At 43.9% G+C, this 26108-nt stretch carries 20 protein-coding genes and 1 other annotated feature; of the genes, 16 read left to right on the top strand and 4 right to left on the bottom strand.

Features of this window, described 5'->3' with window-relative positions; translation table 11 throughout:
- Positions 1 to 214: 214 nt before the first annotated feature.
- Positions 215 to 473 (top strand) — a binding site (T-box leader).
- 55 nt (positions 474 to 528) lie between these two features.
- The 6 genes from BXO88_RS02325 (at position 529) to BXO88_RS02300 (ending at position 8072) form a co-directional block, all read left to right on the top strand.
- Positions 529 to 1902 (top strand): sodium-dependent transporter, encoded by a 1374-nt coding sequence (locus tag BXO88_RS02325; protein WP_078036164.1) that lies wholly within the window; start codon positions 529 to 531, stop codon positions 1900 to 1902.
- 183 nt (positions 1903 to 2085) lie between these two features.
- Positions 2086 to 3240, top strand: coding sequence for a hypothetical protein (locus BXO88_RS02320; protein ID WP_078036163.1), 1155 nt, complete (start codon positions 2086 to 2088; stop codon positions 3238 to 3240).
- Between the two features lie 31 nt (positions 3241 to 3271).
- On the top strand, positions 3272 to 4192 hold the full coding sequence (locus BXO88_RS02315) for a nucleotidyltransferase family protein (RefSeq protein ID WP_078036162.1): 921 nt from the start codon (positions 3272 to 3274) through the stop codon (positions 4190 to 4192).
- A 61-nt stretch (positions 4193 to 4253) separates the two neighbouring features.
- Entirely contained in the window at positions 4254 to 5534 is a 1281-nt protein-coding gene (locus BXO88_RS02310; protein WP_078036161.1) for a DUF5711 family protein, read from the top strand.
- A 135-nt stretch (positions 5535 to 5669) separates the two neighbouring features.
- Positions 5670 to 6623, top strand: coding sequence for an ROK family glucokinase (locus BXO88_RS02305; RefSeq protein ID WP_078036160.1), 954 nt, complete (start codon positions 5670 to 5672; stop codon positions 6621 to 6623).
- 30 nt (positions 6624 to 6653) lie between these two features.
- Positions 6654 to 8072, top strand: coding sequence for a HAMP domain-containing sensor histidine kinase (locus BXO88_RS02300; protein WP_078036159.1), 1419 nt, complete (start codon positions 6654 to 6656; stop codon positions 8070 to 8072).
- A 40-nt stretch (positions 8073 to 8112) separates the two neighbouring features.
- On the opposite strand, the gene BXO88_RS02295 is transcribed toward BXO88_RS02300, so the two are convergent.
- Both BXO88_RS02295 and BXO88_RS02290 read right to left on the bottom strand, forming a co-directional pair.
- Positions 8113 to 8859, bottom strand: a complete 747-nt coding sequence (locus tag BXO88_RS02295) for a response regulator transcription factor (RefSeq protein ID WP_078036158.1) — start codon at positions 8857 to 8859, stop codon at positions 8113 to 8115.
- 19 nt (positions 8860 to 8878) lie between these two features.
- The gene (locus BXO88_RS02290) at positions 8879 to 11374 is read right to left on the bottom strand and encodes an endonuclease MutS2 (protein ID WP_078036157.1); all 2496 of its coding nucleotides are present in this window, start codon (positions 11372 to 11374) and stop codon (positions 8879 to 8881) included.
- A 77-nt stretch (positions 11375 to 11451) separates the two neighbouring features.
- Here BXO88_RS02290 and BXO88_RS02285 point away from each other — a divergent pair, with 77 nt between their 5' ends.
- The 4 genes from BXO88_RS02285 to rlmD all read left to right on the top strand — a co-directional run bounded on the left by BXO88_RS02285 (position 11452) and on the right by rlmD (position 17272).
- Entirely contained in the window at positions 11452 to 12753 is a 1302-nt protein-coding gene (locus tag BXO88_RS02285; RefSeq protein ID WP_168171590.1) for a S1C family serine protease, read from the top strand.
- A 158-nt stretch (positions 12754 to 12911) separates the two neighbouring features.
- The gene (locus tag BXO88_RS02280) at positions 12912 to 13883 is read left to right on the top strand and encodes a 3'-5' exoribonuclease YhaM family protein (protein ID WP_078036228.1); all 972 of its coding nucleotides are present in this window, start codon (positions 12912 to 12914) and stop codon (positions 13881 to 13883) included.
- Between the two features lie 155 nt (positions 13884 to 14038).
- Positions 14039 to 15688, top strand: coding sequence for a GGDEF domain-containing protein (locus tag BXO88_RS02275; protein ID WP_168171589.1), 1650 nt, complete (start codon positions 14039 to 14041; stop codon positions 15686 to 15688).
- A 90-nt stretch (positions 15689 to 15778) separates the two neighbouring features.
- A complete protein-coding gene (gene rlmD, locus BXO88_RS02270) occupies positions 15779 to 17272 on the top strand; it encodes a 23S rRNA (uracil(1939)-C(5))-methyltransferase RlmD (protein WP_078036154.1) in 1494 nt (497 codons plus the stop codon).
- On the opposite strand, the gene BXO88_RS02265 is transcribed toward rlmD, so the two are convergent.
- A complete protein-coding gene (locus BXO88_RS02265) occupies positions 17269 to 17625 on the bottom strand; it encodes a helix-turn-helix domain-containing protein (RefSeq protein ID WP_078036153.1) in 357 nt (118 codons plus the stop codon). The genes rlmD and BXO88_RS02265 overlap by 4 nt on opposite strands.
- 100 nt (positions 17626 to 17725) lie before the next feature.
- Here BXO88_RS02265 and BXO88_RS02260 point away from each other — a divergent pair, with 100 nt between their 5' ends.
- The 6 genes from BXO88_RS02260 to BXO88_RS02235 all read left to right on the top strand — a co-directional run bounded on the left by BXO88_RS02260 (position 17726) and on the right by BXO88_RS02235 (position 25342).
- Positions 17726 to 18142, top strand: a complete 417-nt coding sequence (locus BXO88_RS02260) for a hypothetical protein (protein WP_078036152.1) — start codon at positions 17726 to 17728, stop codon at positions 18140 to 18142.
- 10 nt (positions 18143 to 18152) lie between these two features.
- Positions 18153 to 18995 (top strand): DNA damage-inducible protein D, encoded by an 843-nt coding sequence (gene dinD / locus BXO88_RS02255; protein ID WP_078036151.1) that lies wholly within the window; start codon positions 18153 to 18155, stop codon positions 18993 to 18995.
- Positions 18988 to 19935: a hypothetical protein gene (locus BXO88_RS02250; RefSeq protein ID WP_078036150.1), complete on the top strand. Its 948-nt coding sequence runs from the start codon at positions 18988 to 18990 to the stop codon at positions 19933 to 19935. The genes dinD and BXO88_RS02250 overlap by 8 nt, the downstream gene beginning before the upstream one ends.
- Before the next feature lie 309 nt (positions 19936 to 20244).
- Positions 20245 to 22785: a response regulator gene (locus BXO88_RS02245; RefSeq protein WP_078036149.1), complete on the top strand. Its 2541-nt coding sequence runs from the start codon at positions 20245 to 20247 to the stop codon at positions 22783 to 22785.
- Between the two features lie 80 nt (positions 22786 to 22865).
- On the top strand, positions 22866 to 24161 hold the full coding sequence (locus BXO88_RS02240) for an ABC transporter substrate-binding protein (RefSeq protein ID WP_078036148.1): 1296 nt from the start codon (positions 22866 to 22868) through the stop codon (positions 24159 to 24161).
- A gap of 146 nt (positions 24162 to 24307) precedes the next feature.
- Entirely contained in the window at positions 24308 to 25342 is a 1035-nt protein-coding gene (locus BXO88_RS02235) for an aldo/keto reductase (RefSeq protein ID WP_078036147.1), read from the top strand.
- A gap of 88 nt (positions 25343 to 25430) precedes the next feature.
- Here the strand turns inward: BXO88_RS02235 and BXO88_RS02230 are convergent, their stop codons facing one another.
- Entirely contained in the window at positions 25431 to 26096 is a 666-nt protein-coding gene (locus BXO88_RS02230; protein ID WP_078036146.1) for a hypothetical protein, read from the bottom strand.
- Positions 26097 to 26108 lie beyond the last annotated feature (12 nt).

The following is a 26108-nucleotide window of genomic DNA, read 5'->3' as shown; positions in this document are numbered from 1 at the left end:
AAAATATGACCGGATTGATGGGAATCCGGTGTTTATAAAGCGCAATGTAATCGCTTACATTGTTAGTATATCACTATGTCGAGCTATAAGATAGAATATTTTATAATTATTAATATTATTACCACAGGTTATTATACCGTTAAATAATCATAAAAAATTGCCATTTGAAACATTTTTTATAATGACTATATTAAGTAATTGAATAATTTAAAGCGTAAAAGCGTTGAAGGAGAAGAGCGTTTACAGATGTTCTCTTCAGAGAGCGATGGATGGTGTGATCATCGCGAGGATGGTGAATGGCTTATCACTCCCGAGCTGCAGCTTTGAACGGTAACGTATCTTTTGTCGATGGTTATCTCAGTAAAGGCTGACGTAGATCCTACGTTACAGGGATAAGGATTGTTAGATCCATGAGTGCAGGACATAGTCCTGAAGTCGGGTGGTACCGCGTGATATGATTTTGCGTCCCGGGAGTATAAAAGCTCCCGGGATTTTTTCGTCCCGGCAGGATATTTTTGGAGGTTCAAAATGAACAAAAAGAAAAGAAGCAAATTTTCCGGTAAGCTTGGCTATGTACTTTCAGCTGCCGGAGCATCAGTTGGTCTGGGTAATATCTGGAGATTCCCTTATCTTGCCGCAAAGTACGGCGGAGGAATATTCCTTATCATCTATATCCTTTTGGCCGTGACATTCGGATACACTATGATAATCGCAGAGACAGCTCTCGGAAGAATGACAAAGAAGTCTCCTGTAGGAGCATTCAACCACTTCGGCCATGGCTGGCAGTTCAGCCTGAGCGGTTGGATCAATGCTATAATTCCTATCCTCATCGTTCCTTACTACAGTGTTATCGGCGGATGGGTAGTCAGATATCTTGCAGAGTATTTTGTAGGCGGTGGTGTCGAGAATCTCGCTACTGACGGATATTTTACAAGCTTCATCACCGATGGCTTCCAGGTTGAGGTATGTTTCCTTATCTTTTCTCTTGCTGTTCTTACCATCATTTATCTTGGCGTGCAGAACGGTATCGAGAGAGTATCCAAGTTCATGATGCCTATACTTGTCATTCTGGCTATAATCATCGCAGGCTACTCCATGACAAGACCGGGAGCTGTAGCCGGAATAAAGTATTTCCTCATCCCGAATCCGAAGAATTTCTCATGGATGACAGTGGTTTCAGCAATGGGTCAGATGTTCTATTCTCTGTCTATAGCAATGGGTATCCTTGTTACCTTCGGTTCCTATATGAAGAAGGAGGTTTCTATAGAAGAGGCTACAGAGCAGGTAGAGATATTTGATACAGCCATCGCTATCATGGCAGGACTTATGATCATTCCTGCGGTATTTGCTTTCTCAGGTGATGCGGCTGCAGAGAATCTTCAGGCAGGACCTTCACTTATGTTCATCACTATGCCGAAGATCTTTGCAAGTATGGGTCTCGGAGCACCTATGGGTATCCTTTTCTTTGTACTTGTGCTTTTTGCAGCGCTTACTTCAGCTATCGCGCTCAGTGAGTCTGCAGTTTCCACATTTGAGGATGAGCTCCATTGGAGCAGAAGAAGATCTACAGTGTTCACAGGTGTTATCATGATCGTTCTTGGAACACTTTCTGCACTTGGCTATGGTCCTCTTGATACAGTTACCATCATCGGAATGCAGTTCCTGGATTTCTTTGATTTCCTTACCAACTCAGTAATGATGCCGGTTGCTGCTATGTGTACATGTCTTCTCATCGTGCGTGTTGTAAACATTGACAAGATCGCAGAGGAGGTAATGCTTGAAGGCAAGCGTTTCCGCCGTAAGCCGGTATTTGATTTCATGATCAAGTATCTCTGCCCGTTCTTCGTTGTGATCATTCTGTTCTCATCAGTTGCCAGCGTGTTCGGACTTATAAGTATGTAATATGAATTTAAGGGCGTGTCTTTCTTTATTTTTAAGGAAAGGCACGCCCTTTATAAATTGAAGAAATAATAAAATATGATACAATAAAAGGAGCTTTTAAGGGATATTAATATAATGTATCAGGCGAAAAGATTTCCATAGAAAATCATTCATATCATTTTGCATGAAAGGGGTGGACTAAATTTGAAGTTACGTAAAGTTATTTTTGCCACAGCGGCGATCATGACGACATTTGCACTAACCTCCTTTGCGGCCGAGATCAGCACAGTGAGGCTCGACCTTTCGCCGGACAGTGAGACCAGTATGGGAGCAGGAGACCTGGCAGCGGGCGAAGAACCCGGTACCTATGATGCCACGTATTTTGTGTATGATTTCAGTATTTCGGGGGACAGAAAAACACCGAAAACATCGTATACATATACCATGGATATACAACCGGTAAATGGTTATACTTTTTCGAATAATTGCTCCGTAGAGGTCAATGCGGCCAGCTCTGTGAGCATACAGTCAAGAACTGAAAACCGTATACGTGTAAAGGCGACTACCTTTCCGTTTTATGTTTTAAAGAATCCTACAGGTTTCAGTGAGAGCGGCAATGAAATAAGCTGGAACAAGGTGGAATATGCTGATAAGTATTCGGTATATATCTATTGGGAAGACAACAATGGCGAAGATCATGAGACCCACACGACCGTATCCAATTCAAAACACAAGATCAATGTTTCCAGCTACAACAGTGGCTCGAGAAGCTTGAAGTATATCTCCGTACAGGCGCAGGCGAGCGGAGAGGGAGGAAGATTTGTAGCCAACTCGCAGTATGTGACGAGTGACGGGGCTATAGATGACGATAAGAGCTCTAACGGATATACCTTCAATGTTCCTTTGGCGAGGTCCAATTCACTGACCACATCAACCTCTACGACTACTGTGAAGAACAGTGCCGAAAAGATCTTTGGTCCCGGATTTAACATTAAGAATACGCCGGGAACCACAGGATCATCAGAGGGAGCATGGATGCAGTACATGAATGAGTGGTATTATCTCCAGAATGGTCAATTTCTTACTGGATGGATATGTCCTGATGGAGTAAACTGGTATCTGCTGGGTTCAAACGGAGCTATGCTGACAGGACTGCAGAGAGTGAACGGAAGATGGTATCTTTTGAACACAACTCAGGGTTCCACATATGGAGCAGTGCTTTCCGGATGGTGGAAGATAAATGACAAATGGTACTATTTCAATCAACAGCATGATGGTACATATGGAGCTATGCTTACAAATACTACAACTCCCGACGGACTTCACGTAGGGACTGATGGAGCATGGCTTGGATATTGATAAAAAAACATATTGGTGAGGAGTATTAGCAATGAAAAAGACAGCACTCGTAATTATGGCAGCAGGTCTTGGTTCACGCTTCGGAGGAGGAATCAAGCAGCTTGCCAAGCTTGGCCCAAGCGGAGAGATCATCATGGACTATTCTATCCATGATGCATTGGATGCAGGATTTGATGAGATCGTATTCATTATCCGTAAGGAGATCGAGAAGGATTTTCGAGAGGTAATAGGTGATCGTATCGAGAAGATCGCAAAGTGTGAGTATGCTTTTCAGGAGCTTGATAAGCTTCCGGAGGGCTACAGTGTTCCTGATGGAAGAACAAAGCCGTGGGGAACCGCACATGCGCTTATTCAGGTAAGGGATCTTATAGATTGTCCGTTCGCTGTTATTAATGCCGATGACTTCTATGGAAAGGAAGGATTCAAGCTCATTCATGATTATCTCGTGAATGAAATGGATGAGGCTTCACCGGTTTTTGATATGTGCATGGCCGGTTATATCGTTGGTAATACTCTTTCTGACAATGGTACAGTTAACCGCGGTGTCTGCAAGATGGGAGAGGATGATTATCTCAAGGAAATAAATGAAACCTATGATATATCGAAACATCCTGACGGAAGTCTGGTAGGTGCTGATTGCCGTGGAAGAGAAGTGAGAGTAGATGGAGATGCCATCGTTTCAATGAATATGTTCGGGTTCCCTGAAAAGTTCCTCGATACTCTCATTGAGAATTTCCCGGCATGGCTTGATTCCTATGGTGAGGAGATGAAGTCAGAGTATCTTCTTCCGAGGGAGGTGAGTCAGCTTATGCTTGCAGGAAAAGCGACAGTTAAGGTTCTCAAGGATCATGACAAGTGGTTCGGAGTAACATATGCAGAGGATAAGGAAGCGGTCCAGAAGTCTCTGCTTGAGCTGGTCGATAAGGGAGTTTATCCTGCCAGCTTATATTGAGAAAGGTCTTTTCAGGAACTTTCTAAAGATTTATTTAGGCAGAATGGAATTATAGTTTTTAATGGCTGATACATACAGAGAAAATAGAAAAAATGAGCTGAGAAAGAGGATAGTTGATACAGACCGTCTCAAGCAGCAGGATAACGTAAGAGAGTATGAAGGGCGAAAGATCAGAAGAACCAGGCGTATAGTGTTTCTTCTGATTCTGGTTGTCATGGTGATGCTGCTTATGGCAGGGGGATATTATCTTCTTCACAGGCGCTATCAGGGGTTCAGTGTGAACTGGTCAGTGGATCTGACTGCTGAAGAGGGAGCTGTAGAGTCGGATTATGAAGATTATCAGAATTATGCGGATGGTTTCCTGAAGGTCACACGAGACGGAGCTACCTACATTAACTCTGCAGGAAAGACCATATGGAATCAGTCTTTCGAGATGAACAATCCTTATGCTACCGTAAATGGTGATTATTGTGCCATCGGAGATCAGGGAAAGACATCCATCTTTATCATGAACACTTCAGGCACCACGGGACAGGCGGAAACAAATCTTCCTATAAACAAGCTGTCTGTATCCGAGACCGGAGTTGTATATGCACTTCTGGAGGACAGTTCAGCGAGCTACATCACTGTATTTACCAGAGAAGGAGCTGCTCTTGATATCTCCATAAAGTCTATTCTCGATGGAGACGGCTATCCTGTCGATATGTCGGTTTCTCCCGATGGAACAGAGCTCATTACTTCCTTTGCCTACATTGACAACGGTTCTATAGGAAACAAGGTCATCTTTTACAATCTTGATGAGATAGGACAGAATGCAGGAAGCAATCGAGTTGTAGGAGGCTTTACGGATGATTTTGCCGGACACCTTGCCGGAAGGGTGCATTTTTCGGATAATACTCATGCCCAGGCATTTTATGACGGTGGTATAGCATTCTTCAGTACAAAGGTGCTGACTAGTCCTGAGCTTATCGCCAATGTGAAGATAGAGGATAATATTAAGGCTATCTCATATTCCGGCGAGTATGTCGGTACATTGACACTGAATTCTGACGCCGATGTGTCTGAGGCTTACAATCTGACCATCTACCGTGTGAACGGACAGAAGGTCTTTACAGTTCCGGTTTCCTTCAATGCGTCGGGATTTGACATAGATGAGGGCGTGGTGTTTCTCTATAATGACAAGAACCTCAGGGTTTACGATATTGGAGGAAACATCAAATTTGATGGAAGCATAGATAAGTCCATATCCAAGGTCGGAGCCATATCCAAGGCGGCAGGCCCTCTGGGAATGGATGTGCTGATAGGAAGCTCAGGATATATAGAGTCTATCAAATTGAAATAATAAGCATGGCAGGAAGACTTAAATCCATGTCGGAATCCGCGGTATATGACGTTCCGGACAAGTCAAGAGCGCATAGCGGACCGGCGTGGATTTTTGATATTAACATCATTAATTACTAAAAATGGAGGGGCAGTTATGAATCAGTATGTTGTGGGCATTGACGTTGGAGGAACCACTGTAAAGTGCGGTATCTTTACTATCACGGGTGTTCTTATGGACAAGTGGGAGGTTCCTACAAGAAAGGAAGAAGAGGGAAGATATATCTTACCTGACGTGGCTGATTCACTTAAGGCACATCTTGCGGAAAAGAAGATCGAGCTTAATGATGTGGAAGGAATAGGAATCGGTGTTCCGGGACCTGTTGAACCAAACGGTTATGTGCATGTATGTGTTAACCTCGGATGGCATGATCACTGGCCTGCAAAGGAGATGCAGGAGCTTATGGGCGGAAATATCAGATGTGCAGCAGGAAATGATGCCAATGTTGCAGCACTTGGTGAAATGTGGCAGGGAGGCGGAAAGGGTCACGACAACATCCTTATGGTCACCCTCGGAACAGGTGTGGGAGGCGGACTCATCATGAACGGACATATAGTTGCAGGCGTTCACGGTGCGGGAGCAGAGATAGGACACATCCATGTAAGAGAGAATGAGAAGGAGCAGTGTAACTGTGGCGGTCATGGCTGTCTCGAGCAGGTAGCCAGTGCTACAGGTATAGTTCGTGAGGCAAAGCGAGTTCTTGCTGCTTCAGAGGAAGCTTCTTCTATGAGGGATTTCGGGGATGATTTGACAGCCAAGGATGTTTGTGACTGCGCGAAGGCAGGAGATGCCCTTGCTGAGAAGAGTCTCGGAACCAGCCTCAGATATCTGGCATTGGTACTTTCTCAGGTATCAATGGTGGCAGATCCTGAGCTTTATGTTATAGGCGGAGGAGTTTCAAAGGCAGGAGAGTATCTCATAGATGGAATAAAGAAGCATTATGATGAACTTACACCGCTTTTGAAAGAGAAGGCTGATATCACTCTTGCGACCCTTGGAAATGATGCAGGTATATATGGAAGTGCAAGAATGGTACTTTCTAACGAGTGACCGGATAAAGATTTAGTGGACAGATAAACATTGAAAAAATCATTATTTATCAAATTTATAGTCGCGTACATTATTTTCGGTGTGCTTGGATTTACGGTGGTAGCCTTGTTTTCTTCGAGACTTACCTACGGGTATCTACTTCACGAGCAGGCCAACAGTCTGTATAGTGAGGCTACTCTGATAGCTACCACCTATTCCGAGACCAAGGATACGAGCCTCAGTGAGGATGTGGTCAATGAGCAGATGAACGCGGTCTCCACCTTCCTTCATGTAGATATATGGATAGTGGACAGAAACGGAAAGATACTCAGTGACTCGAATCAAAAGGGGTATAAGGGCCAACAGATAGAAAATTTCGATACGACACGTACCGGCGGAAGATTCGAAGTGGGAAATTACCATGATATGTTCCCTTCAGAGGTTCTGACAGTCATGGCTCCTGTGACGAGGGAATATACCACAAGCGGATATGTGATCATTCACAATTCGGTGCAGAATATTCTTTCTTCGCAATATGAGATACTCAATATAGTATATGTGACGGCTCTCATCATATTCATCCTTTCCATGGGTATCCTTGTGGTCTTTTATGTCATCGTATACAGACCGCTGAATAAGATAACCATAGGTGCCACAAAGTATGCGGCAGGAGATTATGCCTATAAGATAGAGACGAAATCAAGAGATGAAATGGGATATCTCGCAGAGACGCTTAATTTCATGTCTGATGAGATCTCAAAGGCGGATGACTATCAGAGACAGTTCATAGCCAATGTCAGTCACGATTTCAGATCGCCCCTGACTTCCATAAAAGGATATCTTGAGGCTATACTGGATGGCACTGTTCCTAAGGAGCTGGAGGAAAAGTATCTCAGGAGGCTTATCTCCGAGACGGAAAGACTGACCAAGCTTACAAAGTCCATGCTGAATCTGGGAACTCTGGACAAAAAGGGCTTTTTAAGCAGAGTGAATTTTGACATTAACAGAGTCATAAGGGATGTCTGTGCCAGCTTTGAGATGACCTGTCAGAAAAAGGGAATAGTGTTTGAGCTTACCTTTGCGGAAAAGAAGGAAATGGTATATGCGGATTATTCGAAGATACAGCAGGTTCTTTACAATCTAATAGACAATGCTTTGAAATTCAGTAATCCCAAATCCTCCATAGCCATCAGGACGGGTATAAGGGGAAACAGAGTGTTTATCTCTGTAAAAGATACCGGAATAGGTATACCTAAGGCTGACCTCGGTAAGATCTGGGACAGATTTTATAAGGCTGACCAGTCCAGAGGCAAGGATAAGCACGGTACAGGACTCGGGCTTAGTATAGTCAAGTCCATCATCAATGCTCACGGCGAGAACATTGACTGCATCTCGACAGAAGGGGTTGGAACAGAATTTATATTCACTTTGCCTCCGGCGTATTATCCGGAGCAAAATGGTGAAGGCTGAAAAAGGGCGAGCGGTAAATTCCGCTCGCCCTTTTTATCGATCATCCGACTCTGAATTTATATCCTATTCCCCAGACTGTGGAGATCTCCCACTCTGTATTTCCGGAAATCTTTTCACGAAGACGCTTTATATGTACGTCAACGGTTCTGCTGTCTCCTGCGAACTCATAACCCCATATATGGTCCAGAAGCTGTTCTCTGGTGAATACCTGATTGGGAGATGATGCAAGGAAGAACAGAAGCTCAAGCTCCTTTGGGGGCATTTCCACGGCATGACCCTTATAAAATACGGAGTAGTTCGTTTTGTTTATGATGAGGTCTGTATACTCTATGAAGCTGCCGCTTCTGAGCGTTTCTTCCCCTTCGTTCTGTGAATGGGCTCTGGCTGTTTCCTGAGCTGCTTCAAAGGACTGTTCATGAGTATATCGTCTGAGTACAGCCTTTACCCGTGCTACAAGCTCCTTTGATTCAAAGGGTTTGATCATGTAGTCGTCAGCCCCCAGCTCCAGACCAAGAACCTTGTCAAAGGTCTCACCCTTTGCAGAGAGCATGATAACAGGTATAGGGCTGATGGCACGAAGTCTTCTGCAGACCTCGTAGCCGTCTATTCCAGGAAGCATGAGATCAAGGATGACAAGATTCGGTTTGTATTCAGGGAAGAGCTTCAGAGCTTCTTCGCCGTCTTCTGCACACATGGTATCAAACATCTCTTTTTCGAGATATAGAGAGATAAGTTCAGATATAGAAGTGTCATCATCAACAATTAATATTTTTTGCTTTTCAGCCATATCTTTCTCCCGGTTTTACCTATTTATTCTTAAAAAATACGATGGTGACGCCGTCCTGTCCTTCGCCGAATTCACCAAGTCTGAAGGATTCAACATATTTCAGCTTCTTCAGCTGTTGATGAACAGCCTTTCTGAGGGCGCCGGTGCCTCTGCCGTGAACTACACGGGCCTGAGGCAGATGTGCGAGATAAGCGTCATCCAGATATTTCTGGAGTTCGGGAATGGCTTCAAAGGTCGTCATGCCGATGAGATTGATCTCCGGAGAAATTCCCATGGTCTTCTGCATGCGGATGCCTCCGCCTGAGGTGCTTCCCTTTTTGTGTTTTCCGCCGGCTTCGATGCTCGGACCTGAAACCTTGCCTGTATCCACCAGTTCAATGTCTCTGACGGAAACCTTTGTGCGGATAATGCCGGCTGTAACATAAAGCTCGCCCTTGTGATCAGGAAGAGTGGATACCGTAGCATTCAGATTCATGGAAGCAACATGAACGGTATCTCCGAGGTGAAGGCTCTTTGCGGATACCGGCTTGGAAGGACCCTTGACCTTCTGGGCACTGGAAAGACTTGCCTGAGTTTCTCTGAGCTTTTTATTAAGGGTGGATCTGGTTTTTTCCGCATCGAGAGTGGCTGCACCGTTTTGTTCCTGCTTTCGGAGTTCCTTGACGATTCCGTCTGCGGTTTCCTTGGCATCAGCGAGTATCTGTGCGGCTTCCTCACGGGCCTTTTGGAGTATCTTGTCACGGCCTTTCTCGACACCCTTGGAATTCTCGCGGGCTCTGCGTTTATACTCCTCTATCTCTGCCTTGTAACGCTCTATCTCCTGCTTTTCACGTTCTATAGTGACGCGGCTTTCTTCGAGACTTGCGATTACGTCCTCGAACTTGACATCCTCCTGCTCGAGGCGGCTCTTTGCATCATCGATGATGTAAGATGGAAGCCCCAGCTTCTGAGATATGGCGAAAGCATTGGACTTACCCGGAACACCGATGAGGAGTCTGTAGGTCGGGCTCAATGTTGTAACATCGAACTCGCAGCTTGCATTTTCAACGCCGGGAGTAGAAAGGGCATATACCTTTATCTCCGCATAGTGGGTAGTAGCTACTGTCCTTGTTTTCATGTTGTGAAGGAAATTCAGTATAGCCATGGCGAGAGCCGCACCCTCTGTAGGGTCTGTTCCTGCACCCAGCTCATCGAAGAGACACAGGCTATGACTGTCTGCCTTTTCAAGGATCTTTACAGTATTTGTCATGTGGGCAGAGAAGGTTGAAAGACTCTGCTCGATTGACTGTTCATCTCCGATGTCCGCGAAGATCTCCTCGAATACTGAAAGCTCGGAGCCTTCCTTTGCCGGGATGAAAAGACCTGACTGCCCCATAAGCTGGAAAAGTCCGATGGTCTTTAAGCAGACTGTCTTACCACCTGTGTTCGGACCGGTGATGACAAGCATGTCAAAATCCTTTCCGAGATAAACAGTGGTAGGTACCACCTTCTTCGGATCTATCAAAGGATGTCTTCCTTCGATGATGGAAATGTAGTACTTATCATTGAGGACAGGCATGGTGGCATGCATGGATTCTGCGAACTTGGCCTTTGCAAAAACAAAATCGAGATGAGCAAGAATCTCTATATCGTTATGGATAGTCTCAGTGTGCGGCATGAGAGAACCGGAAAGAGTTTCCAGAACCTTTTCGATCTCTTTCTTTTCCTCAGCTTCCAGCTCCCTGATATCGTTGTTCAGCTTTACGATGCTCATAGGCTCTATGAAAAGGGTGGAACCTGTTGAGCTCTGATCGTGAACCATACCCGGGAAGCTGGACTTGTATTCTGCCTTTACAGGTAGACAGTATCTTCCGTCTCGCATGGTTATGACTGCGTCCTGAAGAAGAGCTCTCGAGCTGTTCAGAATGCTGTTAAGTGATGTATGTATACGTTCCTCGAAAACGTGCTTCTTTTTACGTACCGCAAAAAGACCCGCACTGGCATCGTCTGCTACAGTATCCTCGGAAATAATACATCTCGTGATCTCTTTGTTTATCTGTGTAAGAGGTTCAATGTCACGAAAATATCCTGAAAGACTGTCATCTTCGGTTAACTCTTTAAGCTTCTCAGGATCAGGCTTGTTCTTTGTGTAATGAGCCTGAAGTCTTACTGCTCTCGGAACCGGCTTTTTAGGTTCCTGCGATTTCTCGCTGTCTCTTGCGTATGCCTTGGCACGGCCTGCGGCAGTAAGCACACCGCTTATCTGCAGAAGCTCTGAGATGGAAAGAGATGCTGCTATGTCCAGTCTCTTCAAACTGTTGTTCACATCCCTGACACCGGAAAAAGAGATGTTGCCGTAAAGACCTATCCTTGTCATGGCAGCATCTGTTTCCAGAAGACCGGTTTCGATCTCCTCTATGTCAGTGGAGGGCAGAAGCTCGCGGATGAGCTGCTTGCCCTTCGGAGAGTTGGCATAGCCCTCTAAACGTTCCTTTATTTTGTTAAATTCCAATGTAATTAAAGCTTTATCATTCATGCATCTCAGTATAGCAAATGCATCAAGTTTTTGCCACTTTCTTGCTTGTCCATGGTGAGTTGTATATAATATTTCTTATGGACGATAATGACTTTATTAAAGAAAATATAGTAGGTCGGCAGGATAAGTGGAAAAAGAAAGTCAGGCATTATGCGAGAGTCACAGTATCTGCTGTTTTGTTCGGCGCACTGAGTGCCGGTGTCTTCGCTGCGCTGGAGCCGAAGTTCGCCGGGCATTTTTATAATGATGAGCCGGAGACTGTGAAATTTGAAACGGAGCCTGAGACTGCGGAGTCAGAGACTGAGGAAGTGACAGAACCGGAGACTTCAAAACCGGAACCTGAGACGGAAGAGACGCCTAAGGAGACCGTTTCCGTAGAAAATGTGGTGCGAGATGAGATCCGGAAATATCATTACAGCGTGGCTGATTATGAGCGTATGAACAGTGCACTTCAGAAGGTCGCCACAAGTGCCGACCATTCTCTGGTGGAGGTAAGGAGCAGGGAGACTGCCAATGATCTCTTCGGTCAGCTTGTGAAGTCGGGAAAGAGCTCGGCAGGTGTAGTCATTGCCAGAACTTCAGGTGAGATACTGATACTGACTTCCGATACAGTAGCCAGTGATTCAGGCAGTATAGAAGCTGTGTTTTACGGAGACAGGAGCTACAACGCCAATGTGAAATCGGTGGATGAGATCGATGGAATAGCTGTAGTATCTGTGCCTATAGCAAGTCTGACATACAGAGATGCGCAGGCCATAAGGACCATTACCATGGGAGATTCCGCTGAAGTGTATAGAGGAGATATGATAATCGCTGTAGGGGCGCCTGCGGGAGTATACAACTCATCTTCTGTAGGTTCGATTGCGTCTGTTTCCTATAACACCATAAGTGCAGACTGCAATATCAAGGATATGATAGCAGACATAGACATTGATCCCTCATACGGAAGCTTCATTATAAACACTGAAGGTGAGCTGGTGGGATGGGTGAAGTCTCAGGATAAGGGAGATAAGTACGGATATGAGCATATCGTGGGAATCTCGGATTATCTTGATGTGATAGAGACCATCTCCAACGGAACAGAGTTTGCATATCTTGGACTCAAGGCTCAGGAAATGACTCAGGAGATGACTGAAGCAAGGCTTCCGGAAGGTCTTTATATACGGGAGAGCATACAGGATTCACCGGCTTATGATGCAGGTATACAGAACGGAGATATCCTTGTGGGCATTAATGACAGGGAAATCCGCAAGATGATCGATTATCGTGAGGTGCTTAAAGCGTTGCATGCCGGTGATGAAGCTGATGTGACGATAATGAGACAGAACGGAGCGGATTATGTCAGCGTTCATTTCAGCGTTACCGTTGCAGGACGATAAAAAACATGGTAGTATGGGCGGCGTGAACTTGCCGAGGTATCCAAAGATCTGGCAGCGCAGGTTGATACGATTGAATTTTTACTTTGGATTAGAAAGATTATTTAATGGAAATTAACGAGTTTTTTAAAGAGAGAAATAGTGAGGCAGCCGGAGCCGGCATGAGATTCATAGAATCATTTTATGATGGCCTCAGGGTTTCGGATGTATATCTTGTAAAGACGAAGAATGCGGCGCTTACAAAGAACGGAAAGGAATATCTCAATGTTACTCTGCAGGACCGTACAGGTCAGGTGGATGCAAAGGTCTGGGAGCCGAATTCTCCCGGAATAAGTGACTTCGATGTTCTTGATTACGTTCATGTTGAGGGTAATGTTACAGTTTATAACGGAACCAATCAGCTGAGCATACAGAGACTTCGTGTGGCGGCTGAAGGTTCATATGAGCCGAAGAATTATCTTCCGGTTTCATCACGTTCAAAAGAGGAGATGGAGGCTGAGCTTGATCAGATGATCAAGTCTGTGAAGAATCCTTATCTCAACAAGCTTCTCAATTCTATCTTTGTTGAAGATGAAGCATTTCATAAGGAATTTATGCAGCACAGCGCTGCAAAGTCAGTACATCATGGCTATGTAGGAGGACTTGCGGAGCATACATTGTCAGTTGCAGCAGTATGTGACTATTTTGCTAAGCATTATCCTGATCTTCACAGGGATCTGCTCATAACTGCGGCGCTTTGTCATGACATAGGAAAGGTAAGAGAGCTTACAGCCTTCCCGAGAAATGATTACAGCGATGAAGGACAGCTCATCGGACATATAATCATCGGATATCAGAAGGTTATGGAAGTGGCCGGAAAGATTGCAGGATTCCCTGATACACTGGCTGCTGAGCTCGGACACTGCATACTTTCACATCACGGAGAGCTGGAGTACGGTTCACCTAAGAAGCCGGCTCTTATGGAGGCTATGGCGCTTTCCTTTGCGGACAATGTTGACGCAAAGCTTCAGACCATGAGAGAGGCTCTGGATGCGGCGGATAAGAATGGAAAAGCGGCTGAGGGCAATGGCTGGATCGGTTTTAATCGCCTGATCGATTCAAACCTTCGTAAGACAAGTGATGAGTCCCGATGACGGCATGTTTCCGGGCTTATGAGGCTCTTGTAAATTATTGATCGAAACATAAAAATCTTAAATTTTTATAATAACTTATCCCGTTTCTGTCGATGTACCCACTAGAATGAGTACGTCCCTCAGAAATGGGGTTTTTATATTTAGCGGGGTTTTTTATGGACACATCAAATTACAGCCAGGATATAATCAATAAACTTGAGAGCTTGGAAGAATACAAGACAGATTCGTTTGAAATAACCATACGTGTCAGCAATGAGCTTTTAAATGTAGCGAGACGCAGAAGAGACAAGGCTTTGTCGAGTATCTGCAATTACTATATCGCGAGATATTATTATAACCTGAAAAATTGCGGTGAGTGTGTGAGGTATCTCAGAAAGTCAATTAATGAGGCGGATGAATCAGGTTCCAATCTGGAGATGTGCCGGGCTTTGACATTGCTCTCCAGTACCTTTATGAGACAGGGAAACAAGACCAATGCCATGCAGACCCTGTCTACGGTGATTCGTATCGCTGAAGCAAACGTAGCGGAGCACAAAGAGTTCGGGCATATTCTGATCAAGGCTTATGAGGATCTTTCGGACATTTGCTACACCATAGGTAATTATCAGGAGGGACTCAAGTACCAGCTTGCCGTTGAGAGATTCCTATATCTTATCAATCGAGAGGGATTTTATCCGATGTACTTTATGCGTCATCTGAGTGCGCTGGTACGCTGCTATGCCCTTCTGGGAGATACCACCAATGCCGGTGACATCATCACTCAGATCGATAACTACGTTCAGGAGAATAAAAATCTGAGTCTTGAGCCGTATGTATCAGTTTCACATCTTATCTGGAATGAGTTTACAGGCGAGCATAAATGGGATGGAAGATATATAGAGAAGCTCAGATCATTTTATTCCTTAAGAGAGTTCCAGGGGCAGTTCATACTTGAATTTTTCTTTGTTTTGAATCTCCTCGCTACCAATGATGACTATGTGGATTTCTTCAACAACCTTGTTGCAAAGATGGAGAATTTTCTGAACTTTACTGATATTTATGGATTTAAGCAGGAACTCAGCAATATCAAGATCGATTTCTATGGAGCAACAAAGAATAAAGAGATGAAGGTGAAGGAGCTTGTAAGGTTCCGTGAGTATACCAATGCTGTCATTCAAGCACAGAATAGTGCCATGAGTCTCCTGATCGAAGTTGAAACAATGAACATCTTGGATTATGATGTTAGGGTTGCACTTGAAAAGCGTGCAATTGAGGATGATCTGACCGGACTGCCGAATCGCAGATCCTTCAATGATAATGCTGATCAGTTTTTCGAGAGATGTTCGGCAAAGGATCTCAATTTCGGCATAGCTATGCTTACGATCGATAATGTTAAGCGTATCAATGATATGTACGGCTATACTATAGGAGATCGTTGTCTGGTTGAGGTTTCCAATGTTTTGAAGAGATATGTTTCGGATCACCTGTTTGTGGCTCGCTATGACGGTGCAGAGTTTGTTCTCCTCTTTGAGGATTTTTCGGATGATGTGGTCATTGACAGACTAAGAAATATCAACGATGATGTTCTTAAGGCGATCAGGATCCAGGGACTTCCCGAGATTACGCTTTCGCAGGGAATATGTATCCATAAACCCGAGAAGCTGAACAAGATATGGGATTACACTTCTTGTGCAGACCTTGCTCTGGTCAAGGCAATGAAGATCGGAACGGGACAGGCTGTCCTGGTTCACAGTATCGGCGAGTTGAATACCGTCCACAGTATCACTCTTAATGTAGCCGGTAAGGTATTTGAAGATGTAATATAAGATTTATTTTTATGAGGGTCATAACAGTGACCCTCATTTCTTGCCCTATGGCAGAAACGAATATAATTGATAATTTAAGCAGAGGTAAAAATGACTAAAAATGAGCAGTTTACAGTAAAAATAGAGGATTTTTCCAGCGAAGGTCTGGGAATCGGCAAGACCGGAGAAGGGTTTGTATGGTTCATAAAGGATACTGTTATCGGTGATACAGTTCTGGCAGCAGCTACAAAAGTCAAGAAGAATTACGGCTTTGCGAGACTTGTAAAGGTTTTGGAAAAAAGTGATGATCGTCAGGAGCCGGAGTGCGTCATAGCGAGACGCTGCGGAGGCTGTCAGCTTCAGCAGATGAGTTACGAGGCTCAGCTTAAATTTAAACAGGAAAAGGTATACAACAATCTTCGTCGTATCGGCGAGGTGGAAGATGGATTGCTTCATGAGGTGTTTGAACCTATAGTCGGTATGGCTGAGCCTTTCCGTTACAGAAACAAAGCCCAATTCCCGATTTCAAGAGATAAAGAGGGGAAGATCATAGCGGGATTTTATGCGGGACGTACACATGATGTCATAGAGTGTGAGGATTGTCTTCTGGGAGTTACTGACAACAAGGTGATACTTGACCGTATCATCACATGGATGGAGGCCTTTAACATTGACCCGTATGATGAGAAGACCGGCAAGGGACTGGTAAGGCATGTGCTCATCAGAAAGGGCTTTACCACAGGACAGAGGATGGTGTGTCTCGTTATAAACGGAACCGAGCTTCCACATGGAGAAGAGCTGGTGGGCTCACTGTGCGGAGGAAATGAATGCTCTGATTTATGCGATGTGAAAGTTGATTCTCTCAGCTTTAGTGTGAACATGGAGAGGACCAATGTTATCATGGGAACGAAGATAGTTGATCTTTACGGTCCCGGTTTCATCGAGGATTTCATAGGGGATGTTAAGTTCCGAATCTCACCTCTCAGCTTCTATCAGGTAAATCCGGTTCAGACGGAGAAGATGTATGGTGCTGCTCTTGAATTTGCGGAGCTGAAGGGTACGGAAAATGTCTGGGATCTTTACTGCGGAATCGGCACTATTTCTCTGTTCATGTCTCGTAAGGCGAAGCATGTATATGGTGTTGAGATCATCCCTGAAGCTATCAGGGATGCAAGGCAGAATGCAGAGATAAACGGCATAGAGAATGCCGAGTTTTATGTCGGAGCAGCTGAGGAGGTTCTTCCGGAATGGTATGAGAAGCATCCGAAGGAGCGTATAGATGTGGTGTGTGTAGATCCACCGAGGAAGGGCTGCGATGAGAAAGCACTTGCAACTATAGTACAGATGGCGCCGGAAAAGCTTGTGTATGTGAGCTGCGATTCGGCAACACTGGCAAGAGACGTAAAGTATCTGAGATCCAGCGGATATGAGATTAAACATGTACGACCGGTAGATAATTTCCCACAGACGGTACATGTGGAGACCTGTTGTCTGCTCGAGCGACTGCGAAATGCAAAGGATTATATTCCGCTTAAGTTGGATATGGAAGATTATTATAAGATTAAGGACGCAGAGGAAGATAAGAAAAACGATAAGAATAACTAATCATTTTTTGTCAGTTGCTGGTAATAGGTAATTAATCGCTGTATAGTTGCTTCATCTGCGTTTTGCGTATTTTTTATAAGTTCAAATAAGAGAGGATCGCTATCCTTATGAATGCTAACAATATCAGAAGAAATATCATTAGTTTCTCCTGATAAGTAGGCAACGGACGTCTCCAATTTTTCTGCTATGGACATTAAGACCTGCGGAGAAGGACTACGATCACCCGCTTCATATCTGACGTAGGATGCGGCAGTTAATCCAATTCGTCTTGCGGCTTCTGCTTTGGAAAGGTTAAGATGTTCCCTCGCGGATTTAAGGCGTTCAGGAATAAGAGTGTAGGTTAATTCATTCATAGGTAGCTCTCCTTGACAATTACCAATGGTAACGTTATAATATTACCATTGGTAATATTATATAAATCAAGACATTGAATGTCAAGGAAGGTGTTGGATTATGAAATTGGAAGTGGAGATGACAGAAGAACAGCTTAATTTGTTGATTTTATCAGCAGAAGTATATGGGCGAATTCTAATGAATCAACCGGATCTGGTTGTTGATATCATAGCGGAAGATCGCTTCTTCTATGACAAGGAAGATCCTGATAATGACAGGAAATTTCACGAATGGATTAAGGCAAGGGATGAACTGACAGAAAAACTACGCGCGGCCTTGAATACTATGTTCCGTGATTCTTATAAAAGTGACACATGTCAGAATCTTATTGATATCTGGCACGTTCTTAGGCATCTTCAATATAATATTTCAGACAATATTGACAAGAATCTTTATGATGTGAGGGCGTCAGAACCATATCAGGGGGGAACGGAACCGCTTATGAAGGTCCGTGTAATAGAAAAGCCTGAACTATAGGGGGATTCGTATGGAAAAGAAAGCCATAGCAGATTATAAGAAAAGATTTGATGATATCAGGCATGAACAAAATGATGTAGAGTTTTGGTATGCTCGTGAGTTAATGGAACTTCTTGATTATGTTCAGTGGAGGAACTTTGAGAAAACTATAGAAAAAGCAAAAATCTCATGTGAAAACAATGGGATAGCCGTATCAGATCATTTTGCTGACGTCAGCAAAATGATAAAAATAGGTAAGGGTGGTAATCGAGAAGTTGATGACTATATGCTTACCCGATATGCATGCTATCTTATTGCTGAAAATGGAGATCCGCGAAAGGAGCAGATTGCATTTGCACAGAGTTATTTTGCGGTGCAAACAAGAAAGCAGGAACTTATAGAAGAAAGAATTGCCTACATAGAAAGAACGGAGGCTCGTGGTAAGCTTCGTGAATCGGAAAAGCGGCTGTCTCAGAATATCTATGAGCGAGGAGTGGACGATGCCGGTTTCGCAAGAATACGTTCTAAAGGTGATCAAGCTTTATTCGGAGGGTTTACTACCAAAGAAATGAAAGAAAGGCTGGGCGTTAAGGATTCACGACCGCTTGCCGATTTCTTACCAACGCTTACAATTGCAGCAAAAAACCTTGCAACAGAGATGACAAACTATAATGTTGAAGAAAAGGATTTACAGGGAGAGTCGGCCATTACGGAAGAACACGTTGACAATAATACTTCGGTTAGAGATATGCTTGGACAGAGAGGAATCAAACCTGAAAATCTACCGCCTTCTGAGGACATAAGAAAACTGGAGCGGAGGGTACAAAAGGAAGATAAACAGCTGGCTGAGAAATCAGGAAAACTTCATGAATAAGATTGATGTATTTAAAACCAGAATAATCATTGGAGACAAAGTGTACTTGTTGGCAAAGGATGTTAGGATGGTATTCGGATGCAAGAGTATCGAACAGTTGCAGATGGAACACTCTGGTGCCGTTAAACATTTTAAGGATCTGCCTGCGCTGGTTTCGGAAACTGATTTTAATACTATCCTATTGTCTGATATAGATGTAATGAAGAAGTTTAAGCACATCGAGATAACGCGAGTTGAGACCTTACGTAATAATACTGAGGCGATAAAGAGTCTTTATCCACTCAAACTTATGATGGCCGGAAAAATGTTTGAGGATAAAGCAAAGAATACAGGCTTTCAGAGCGTTAGTGAGTATATTGAAGAGGTTGATTTTGTAAAGGAAATTGAAAATGAAAAAGACAAGTTGGTTTCGAAAAGGGATTTGATTGAATGTATCAATCACAGTAGAAGGCAACTTTTTGAATTGATTAATACCGATGTTCTCAAAAAGAACGACCTTCAAATTCAGCAATACATTCACATTAAAGAATGTACGCCGTATCTTGAAAGTTTTATTGTTGGCCGGGGTGTGTTTTTTTCAGTATATGATGACGGATATGCCTTTGATGAATTAAGGGTTGAGAACAACGACTTGATTGTTCCAACATATGATTATGATAAGGATAACTCTGATAAGAATTATGGACATGATCCGGGCATGAGAGACTACAGAAAGTATAGCTGCTTGGAGAACATTTTATATCTGATCACTAATAAAAATGTTGAGGATGCTGGGGTAGATCTTATGTGTTGTGATGCTCCTGGGATAAGCTTCTATATTTCTCAGACTGAAGTGATAAAGCTTCTTAATCCTAATATGTATAGAGATGTTGTGCTTATAGACGGCGACATTGATTTTGCTTATTCAAAAACAATAACGAAAGACGTTTATACAGAATAGGCGTAACGCCTGAGGTAGCATATGATATTATGAAATTCGGTTGCTCAACGAAACAACAGATGAGACTGTAGTGTTACTGCAAAAGATGTGATGTCATAAGCTGTCATATAAAACAAAATAAAGATCGTAGAAGTGCGCTTAGCTTACAGTATTACTGTGAGTTAAGCGTTTTTTGATGTATTTACATGATGTTATGGAAAATAGCATATTTGACGAAATTATTTAGAAAAGGGATAGGATTCGAAAGGCAGCATGCCTGACGTAGAGAACAGACGGATGAAGTAGAAGAACTTATTTTGGAGACAGAGCATGAAAAAATCTTTTGTTATCATTGTCAATGTGATTATAATGGCGGCCATATTGACCTTTGTTGTACTCTACTCCAGATTTGAAAACAGAGATTCCTACCGCAGACAGATAGAGCACTTTGAAAAGACGACAGTTACCATGGAACGGGTGACGGAGAATTATCTGGAGGGAGAGCAGCGTATCTGCGATGCATGGGCACAATACATCAACAGAGGGAACATGACGATAAAAGAGGCGATGGATTATCTTCGTGCTTCACATGTTATAGAGGATAGTTCAACACATCTGATTTTTTTAGATACGCTTAGAGGTCTTTCCAACCAGCCGAAACAGGGAACGACCGATGACTATTCTGTTTCCTATGAACGGGTTGATCTCCTGGAGGATGCGAGCTGGATTTCTGATATCGGAGAGTCGATAAACATTACCCGCACTTATACGAATCCGATGAACGGTGAGCAGTCACTGGCTTTCTGCAACAGAGTCACATTGCAAGACCCGGAGAGCGGAACATACAAAGATGCAGTCCTTATGAGAGTGATTCCGATCTCGGAGCTTGAACAGAAATGGGTCTTTCCGCAGGAAGAGTTTGCAAATGCTGAGCTCTCCATGATCGATGCCGACGGCGATTACATTCTTAAAGGCTACAGCTTTAAAAACTCGAGTTTTTTTGAGTTTTATAAATCCTATAATTCTACAGATCCCACTTCGTCGAAGGAACTGTTCGACAGGATCACTTCTTCGACAGGATCTATCTCGATGCTGAACTCTCATGGAAAGGAATGCATACTTGCATTTACTCCCGTCGTTGCCACGACCGGGTGGACACTTCTTGGTTTCGTGCCTGCGGAGGATCTGGAGGCAGATATGGAAAACTGGCTGCTGCCCGGAGTTATTTCCACCGGCTTACTGATACTGTTCCTCTTTGACCAGTTTTATATGATGCAATTGAACCGGCGCCTTCAGGTAGCGGTCATGGAAGCGGAATCTGCAAATAAGGCAAAGACAGATTTTCTCTCTGCCATGTCCCATGATATTCGTACCCCCATGAATGCCATAATAGGTCTTACGACCATAGCCAGAAAGAATCTCGGAGATGCGAAGTCAACAGAGGAGAACCTTCGTAAGATCAGTCTTGCCAGCAATCATCTGCTGACACTGATAAATGATATTCTGGATATCTCAAAGGTGGAAAGTGGCAAACTGAAATTGAACCCACTGACCTTTTCTATTGTGGAAACAGTAGAGAATCTTGTGAACATTTCACAGCCCATGGTCAGAGAAAAGGAGATGAAATTCAGTTTTCACATTCATCATATGGAAAAGGAAAATCTTTATACGGATCAGCTTCGTCTGAATCAGATTTATATCAACATACTTTCCAATGCTATAAAGTATACGGAACCCGGCGGAAGTGTAAGCGTAGATATGCGAGAGGAATATAGCACTGTACAGGGATCTGCTCGGCTGACTTATATAGTTGCGGATTCTGGCATCGGTATGAGTCCGGAATTTATGGAAACCATGTATGAGCCTTTCTCACGGCAGACAGACAGTCGCGTCAGTAGTATTCAGGGAACAGGTCTAGGTCTGGCTATTACGAAGCAGATGGTGGATCTCATGGGTGGAAGGATCGAATGTAAGAGCGAGCAGGGCAGGGGGACGACCTTCACTGTCGTGTTGGATATACCTGTAGCTGAAAGACAGCCGGATGAAAGCCGTTTTGACGGGATCGATGTACTCATTGCGGATGAAGATGAGATTTTCCTGAGAACGGCGGCAGAGGAGCTTGAATCTATGGGTGCTGTGGCTGAGCAGGCGCACAGCGGGACAGAAGCACTTGAAATGATTGTCCGCAGGCATGAGTCCGGAAGGGATTACAGAATTGTAATCATTGACAGTAAAATGCCGGATATGGATGTGGTCGAAATGATCTGCAGGATAAGGAGTCAGGTTGATGCAGATAAACCTATAGTAATTGTTTCTGCCTATGACTGGTCAGATATCGAGGATAATGCAAAAGAGGCAGGGGCGGATGGATTTGTCACTAAGCCGGTATTCCGGTCCACATTCGATAATAAGCTTAAAGAGTTTCTTGGTACGGAAATAAAATCTGTCGAAGCTGAAGAAGACGATTCGGATCTGAAAGGAATGAACATCCTTATTGCGGAAGATATCGATGTTAACTGGGAAATCATATCATGTATGCTTAACATGTTGGGTATCAACTGTGAACGTGCGGAAAACGGACGTATCTGCGTGGAAAGGATGCGCACAGCCGGGGATGGCAGATATGATCTTATATTCATGGATGTGCAGATGCCGGAGATGAACGGACTCGATGCGACCAGAGAGATCCGGAAGTTAGAGAATTCCCGTGCTTCAACCATTCCGATCATCGCTATGACAGCAGATGCATTCTCCGAAAACATAACAGAGTGTCTGAATGCAGGTATGAACGGACATATCTCAAAGCCGGTGGATATGAAAATGGTCATCAGAGAGATTCGAAAAATCAAGGAGATGAATGAAAAAGAATAAAAGTGAACTTTCACACTTATTTGGCGGTACAAATACGAATTCAAGTTAACCTGATTCGTGCATGTCACTTGGAGGTAAAGATGAAGAAGTCTATGTATATATCTTTAATTGTGCTGATGGTAATGGTTCTGTCGGCATGCGGTTCAGAAAAGAAGGAAGCGGAGACTGAGGAGGGTTTTAAGCCATCTCTGGATACTTCTCTGAGCTGTAATATAAACGTTGCCGGAGGTTATGACAATTTCGAGGCTCTGGAAGCCGAATTTGACCGCTTCAATGAGTATTATCCGAATGTGGAACTGAAATTTACGAAGGTCGATGATTATAACAACATGATCGGCACAGTCCTGAATGGAAAGGATGCTCCGGATATATATGTCAACAATTCCTGGATGTATGGCCGGGAACAGTATAAAGCGTCTATAGATCATGCCGAGGATCTGTCAGATCCTGCACTGGGACTTGACCTGAACTGCATTCGCAGCAATATTATCCTTAATACGAATGACGGTACTCTTCCTATGGTTCCTGTTTTCTCTAACACCTACGGTATGCTTGTGAACAATGATCTTTTTGAAAAGGAAGGTCTGAAGGTTCCCACTACCTATACGGAATTGGTGGAAGTATGTGAAGCTTTTCGTGAAAAGGGATATAAAAATCCTATGATGGGTTTCTCAAAAGCAGAGAAAACTTCACTTTTCACAGTGACGATCTATCCATACTTCTGTGGAACAGTAGCGAATGATGCGGAGGCAGTCAGAAAGCTCAATGCTCTGGAGTCTTCAGCAGGAGAGTATTTGAGACCCTCTCTTGAGAAGATCGTACAGTTTCTGAAGGACGGCTGTGTGGATCTTGAGGCCTGCTCAGAGATAGAGAACAATTATGATGCAGTGATACTTAGGTTTTTTGAAGGTGATGTGCCGATGATGACTTGCTCGGGAGATACCGTTTCCGGAACAAAAAAGCGTGAGAGCCGCTCTGAGGCATTTATTTCAAAGCCCTTTACATATACATTTGTTCCGGTTCCCATGTCGGAGGAAGGCGCTTATTTTCTTGACATACCTAACCTGCAGTTCTCTGTCAACAAGAATAGTCCGAATATTCATATGGTCAATGAATTCATGCGCTTCCTGATAACATCACGTGAGTTGAACAGAATGGCGCAAAGTAAGGGACTTATGTCACCGACCAGGGATCTGTCCTTTGACAATATGTATGCCGCATTCGGAAATGTTCCTGAATCCCGCATTTTGTCGCCGGAAGAATTCGGCTTGACGGATGATGCGGTCAAACAGTTAAGACAGGCTGTTTATGGAGTCGGCACAGGCGTAATGACTATAGACGAGGCAACCGCCGGTTATGGTACTTTTTCTGAATGATTTAATCTGTACGCAGGTTTTTCCATATAATATTTTGGGCGTATTATAAGGTACAGGCTTACAGCATGGTATAATCAAAAAAACACAAACCAGTTGAGTTTTGGTCGGATATTAAATGGAAAACTGTTACAGATGGAGGTTCTGCTATGAAAAATGTTGTTTTAGGACGTACCGGAATTGAGGTGCCGCAGAATGGATTCGGAGCTTTGCCGATCCAGAGAGTACCTTTGGAAGAAGCTGTAAAGATATTGAGAAAGGCTTATGACGGAGGCATTCGCTTTTTTGATACCGCAAGGGCTTACAGCGACAGTGAAGTGAAGCTGGGAGAAGCATTCGGGACGGGATATGTAGATCGTAAAGACATATTCATTGCGTCTAAAACGAAGGCGACTACACCGGATGATTTTTGGAAGGATCTCGAAACAACATTAACCAACCTGAAGACCGATTATCTGGACATCTACCAGTTCCACATGATGAATACCTGCTACAGACCTGGAGACGGAAGCGGAATGTATGAATGCATGGAGGAGGCAAGAAGGCAGGGAAAGATCCGGTTTATTTCCGGGACAGCTCATAAACTGGGAATTGCAAAGGAGCTTATAGAATCTGAGCTCTATGACACTGTTCAGTATCCCATGAGTTACCTTGCTTCGGAAAAGGAAATCGAGCTTATCGAACTGGCAAATCAGCATAACGTGGGCTTTATCGGTATGAAGGGTCTGGCGGGCGGACTGATCACTGATTCAAAGGCTGCCATGGCATTCATATCCCAGTTTGATGGTGCAGTGCCCATCTGGGGAATTCAAAGAGAATCGGAACTCGATGAGTGGCTCTCCTATATGGATGAGACACCTGTTATGGATGATGAGATATTTGACTTCATTAAGGCTGAGAGAGATGAGCTGATGGGTGAATTCTGCCGTGGCTGCGGTTACTGTATGCCATGTACGGTGGGAATAGAGATAAACAGCTGCAACAGGATGTCTCTTATGCTGAGGCGTGCCCCCAGTAAGGCCTGGCTCAGCGAGCATTGGCAGAAAGAAATGGAAAAGATCGAACAGTGTGTAAATTGCGGAAAGTGTATAAGCAAATGTCCGTATGAGCTTCAGATACCGAAGCTTCTGAGAAAAAATCTTGAGGATTATAGAGAAGTTCTGAAAGGAAACAGGAAGGTTTGAGCCTTCTTGGGTGATGGGGCCTATAGAGTATATAAAGGGGAAGGTTCTTGAAGATGAGAACCTTCCTCTTTATATACCCGTTTATTTTTCAGCCCTTTCGCACTTTGGCATTGACACATCGCTCTGCTATGTAGTTGAAAACGAAATCATAGTCAGAGGGTTCTACATAGACCTGATTATGATCCAGCAGCTTGTTTACCTTTATGACACGCATCAATCTGTTTCCTATTACTTTTCTGACATTGATATAGTCTGAAGTTGAAGTGTTGCGTGTGGCAGCCAGCATACCTGTTCCCATGGTTCCGGCTCTTCCGGATGCTATTCCTGCCATTACAGTGAGCCAGCCAAGGGCTTCGGCATGTTTGAATTGCTTCGGCATCTGGATATGAACTACCTTTTCTTCATCCATCTCAAACAGGACCATATACTTCCATCCGTACATGGCGGCAAGAATGACGTAGGAAAGAATAACAACTCCCATAAAGAACAGTATGACCCAAAAGCCTATTATCCAGTCATCGGGGTCTGCGGCGGGAGTTATGCTCCCGTTCTCGATGAGATCAATAAGCAGTGCAAAGCCGGCAATTATCGCTGCAGACATACCCAGAACTTTGAACACGGTAAATAATAGTAAAGGATTTTTCAACATGGGAAACTCATATATCCAGCGGTATTTGCCATCGGGGCACAGATAGATATTTTCGGTGACCTTTTGTCCATTAATGATTTCGGTGTTGTTTTGAGTATTTTTCATTTTATATCCCTC

Origin of the sequence: Oribacterium sp. C9, assembly GCF_002007235.1 — a bacterium.
GTDB lineage: Bacteria > Bacillota > Clostridia > Lachnospirales > Lachnospiraceae > Oribacterium.
Note: the sequence above shows the minus strand (reverse complement) of the source record. Positions and strands in the feature narration are given on the sequence as shown.

Excerpts from the sequence above, each read along its gene's own strand:
- BXO88_RS02325 (WP_078036164.1), top strand. The coding sequence starts at position 529 with ATGAACAAAAAGAAAAGAAGCAAATTTTCCGGTAAGCTTGGCTATGTA.
- BXO88_RS02315 (WP_078036162.1), top strand. The coding sequence starts at position 3,272 with ATGAAAAAGACAGCACTCGTAATTATGGCAGCAGGTCTTGGTTCACGC.
- BXO88_RS02290 (WP_078036157.1), bottom strand. The coding sequence starts at position 11,374 with ATGAATGATAAAGCTTTAATTACATTGGAATTTAACAAAATAAAGGAA.
- rlmD (WP_078036154.1), top strand. The coding sequence starts at position 15,779 with ATGACTAAAAATGAGCAGTTTACAGTAAAAATAGAGGATTTTTCCAGC.
- BXO88_RS02275 (WP_168171589.1), top strand. The coding sequence starts at position 14,039 with ATGGACACATCAAATTACAGCCAGGATATAATCAATAAACTTGAGAGC.
- BXO88_RS02240 (WP_078036148.1), top strand. The coding sequence starts at position 22,866 with ATGAAGAAGTCTATGTATATATCTTTAATTGTGCTGATGGTAATGGTT.
- BXO88_RS02280 (WP_078036228.1), top strand. The coding sequence starts at position 12,912 with ATGAGATTCATAGAATCATTTTATGATGGCCTCAGGGTTTCGGATGTA.
- dinD (WP_078036151.1), top strand. The coding sequence starts at position 18,153 with ATGGAAAAGAAAGCCATAGCAGATTATAAGAAAAGATTTGATGATATC.
- BXO88_RS02310 (WP_078036161.1), top strand. The coding sequence starts at position 4,254 with ATGGCTGATACATACAGAGAAAATAGAAAAAATGAGCTGAGAAAGAGG.
- BXO88_RS02285 (WP_168171590.1), top strand. The coding sequence starts at position 11,452 with ATGGACGATAATGACTTTATTAAAGAAAATATAGTAGGTCGGCAGGAT.
- BXO88_RS02295 (WP_078036158.1), bottom strand. The coding sequence starts at position 8,859 with ATGGCTGAAAAGCAAAAAATATTAATTGTTGATGATGACACTTCTATA.
- BXO88_RS02245 (WP_078036149.1), top strand. The coding sequence starts at position 20,245 with ATGAAAAAATCTTTTGTTATCATTGTCAATGTGATTATAATGGCGGCC.
- BXO88_RS02230 (WP_078036146.1), bottom strand. The coding sequence starts at position 26,096 with ATGAAAAATACTCAAAACAACACCGAAATCATTAATGGACAAAAGGTC.
- BXO88_RS02235 (WP_078036147.1), top strand. The coding sequence starts at position 24,308 with ATGAAAAATGTTGTTTTAGGACGTACCGGAATTGAGGTGCCGCAGAAT.
- BXO88_RS02265 (WP_078036153.1), bottom strand. The coding sequence starts at position 17,625 with ATGAATGAATTAACCTACACTCTTATTCCTGAACGCCTTAAATCCGCG.
- BXO88_RS02305 (WP_078036160.1), top strand. The coding sequence starts at position 5,670 with ATGAATCAGTATGTTGTGGGCATTGACGTTGGAGGAACCACTGTAAAG.
- BXO88_RS02260 (WP_078036152.1), top strand. The coding sequence starts at position 17,726 with ATGAAATTGGAAGTGGAGATGACAGAAGAACAGCTTAATTTGTTGATT.
- BXO88_RS02250 (WP_078036150.1), top strand. The coding sequence starts at position 18,988 with ATGAATAAGATTGATGTATTTAAAACCAGAATAATCATTGGAGACAAA.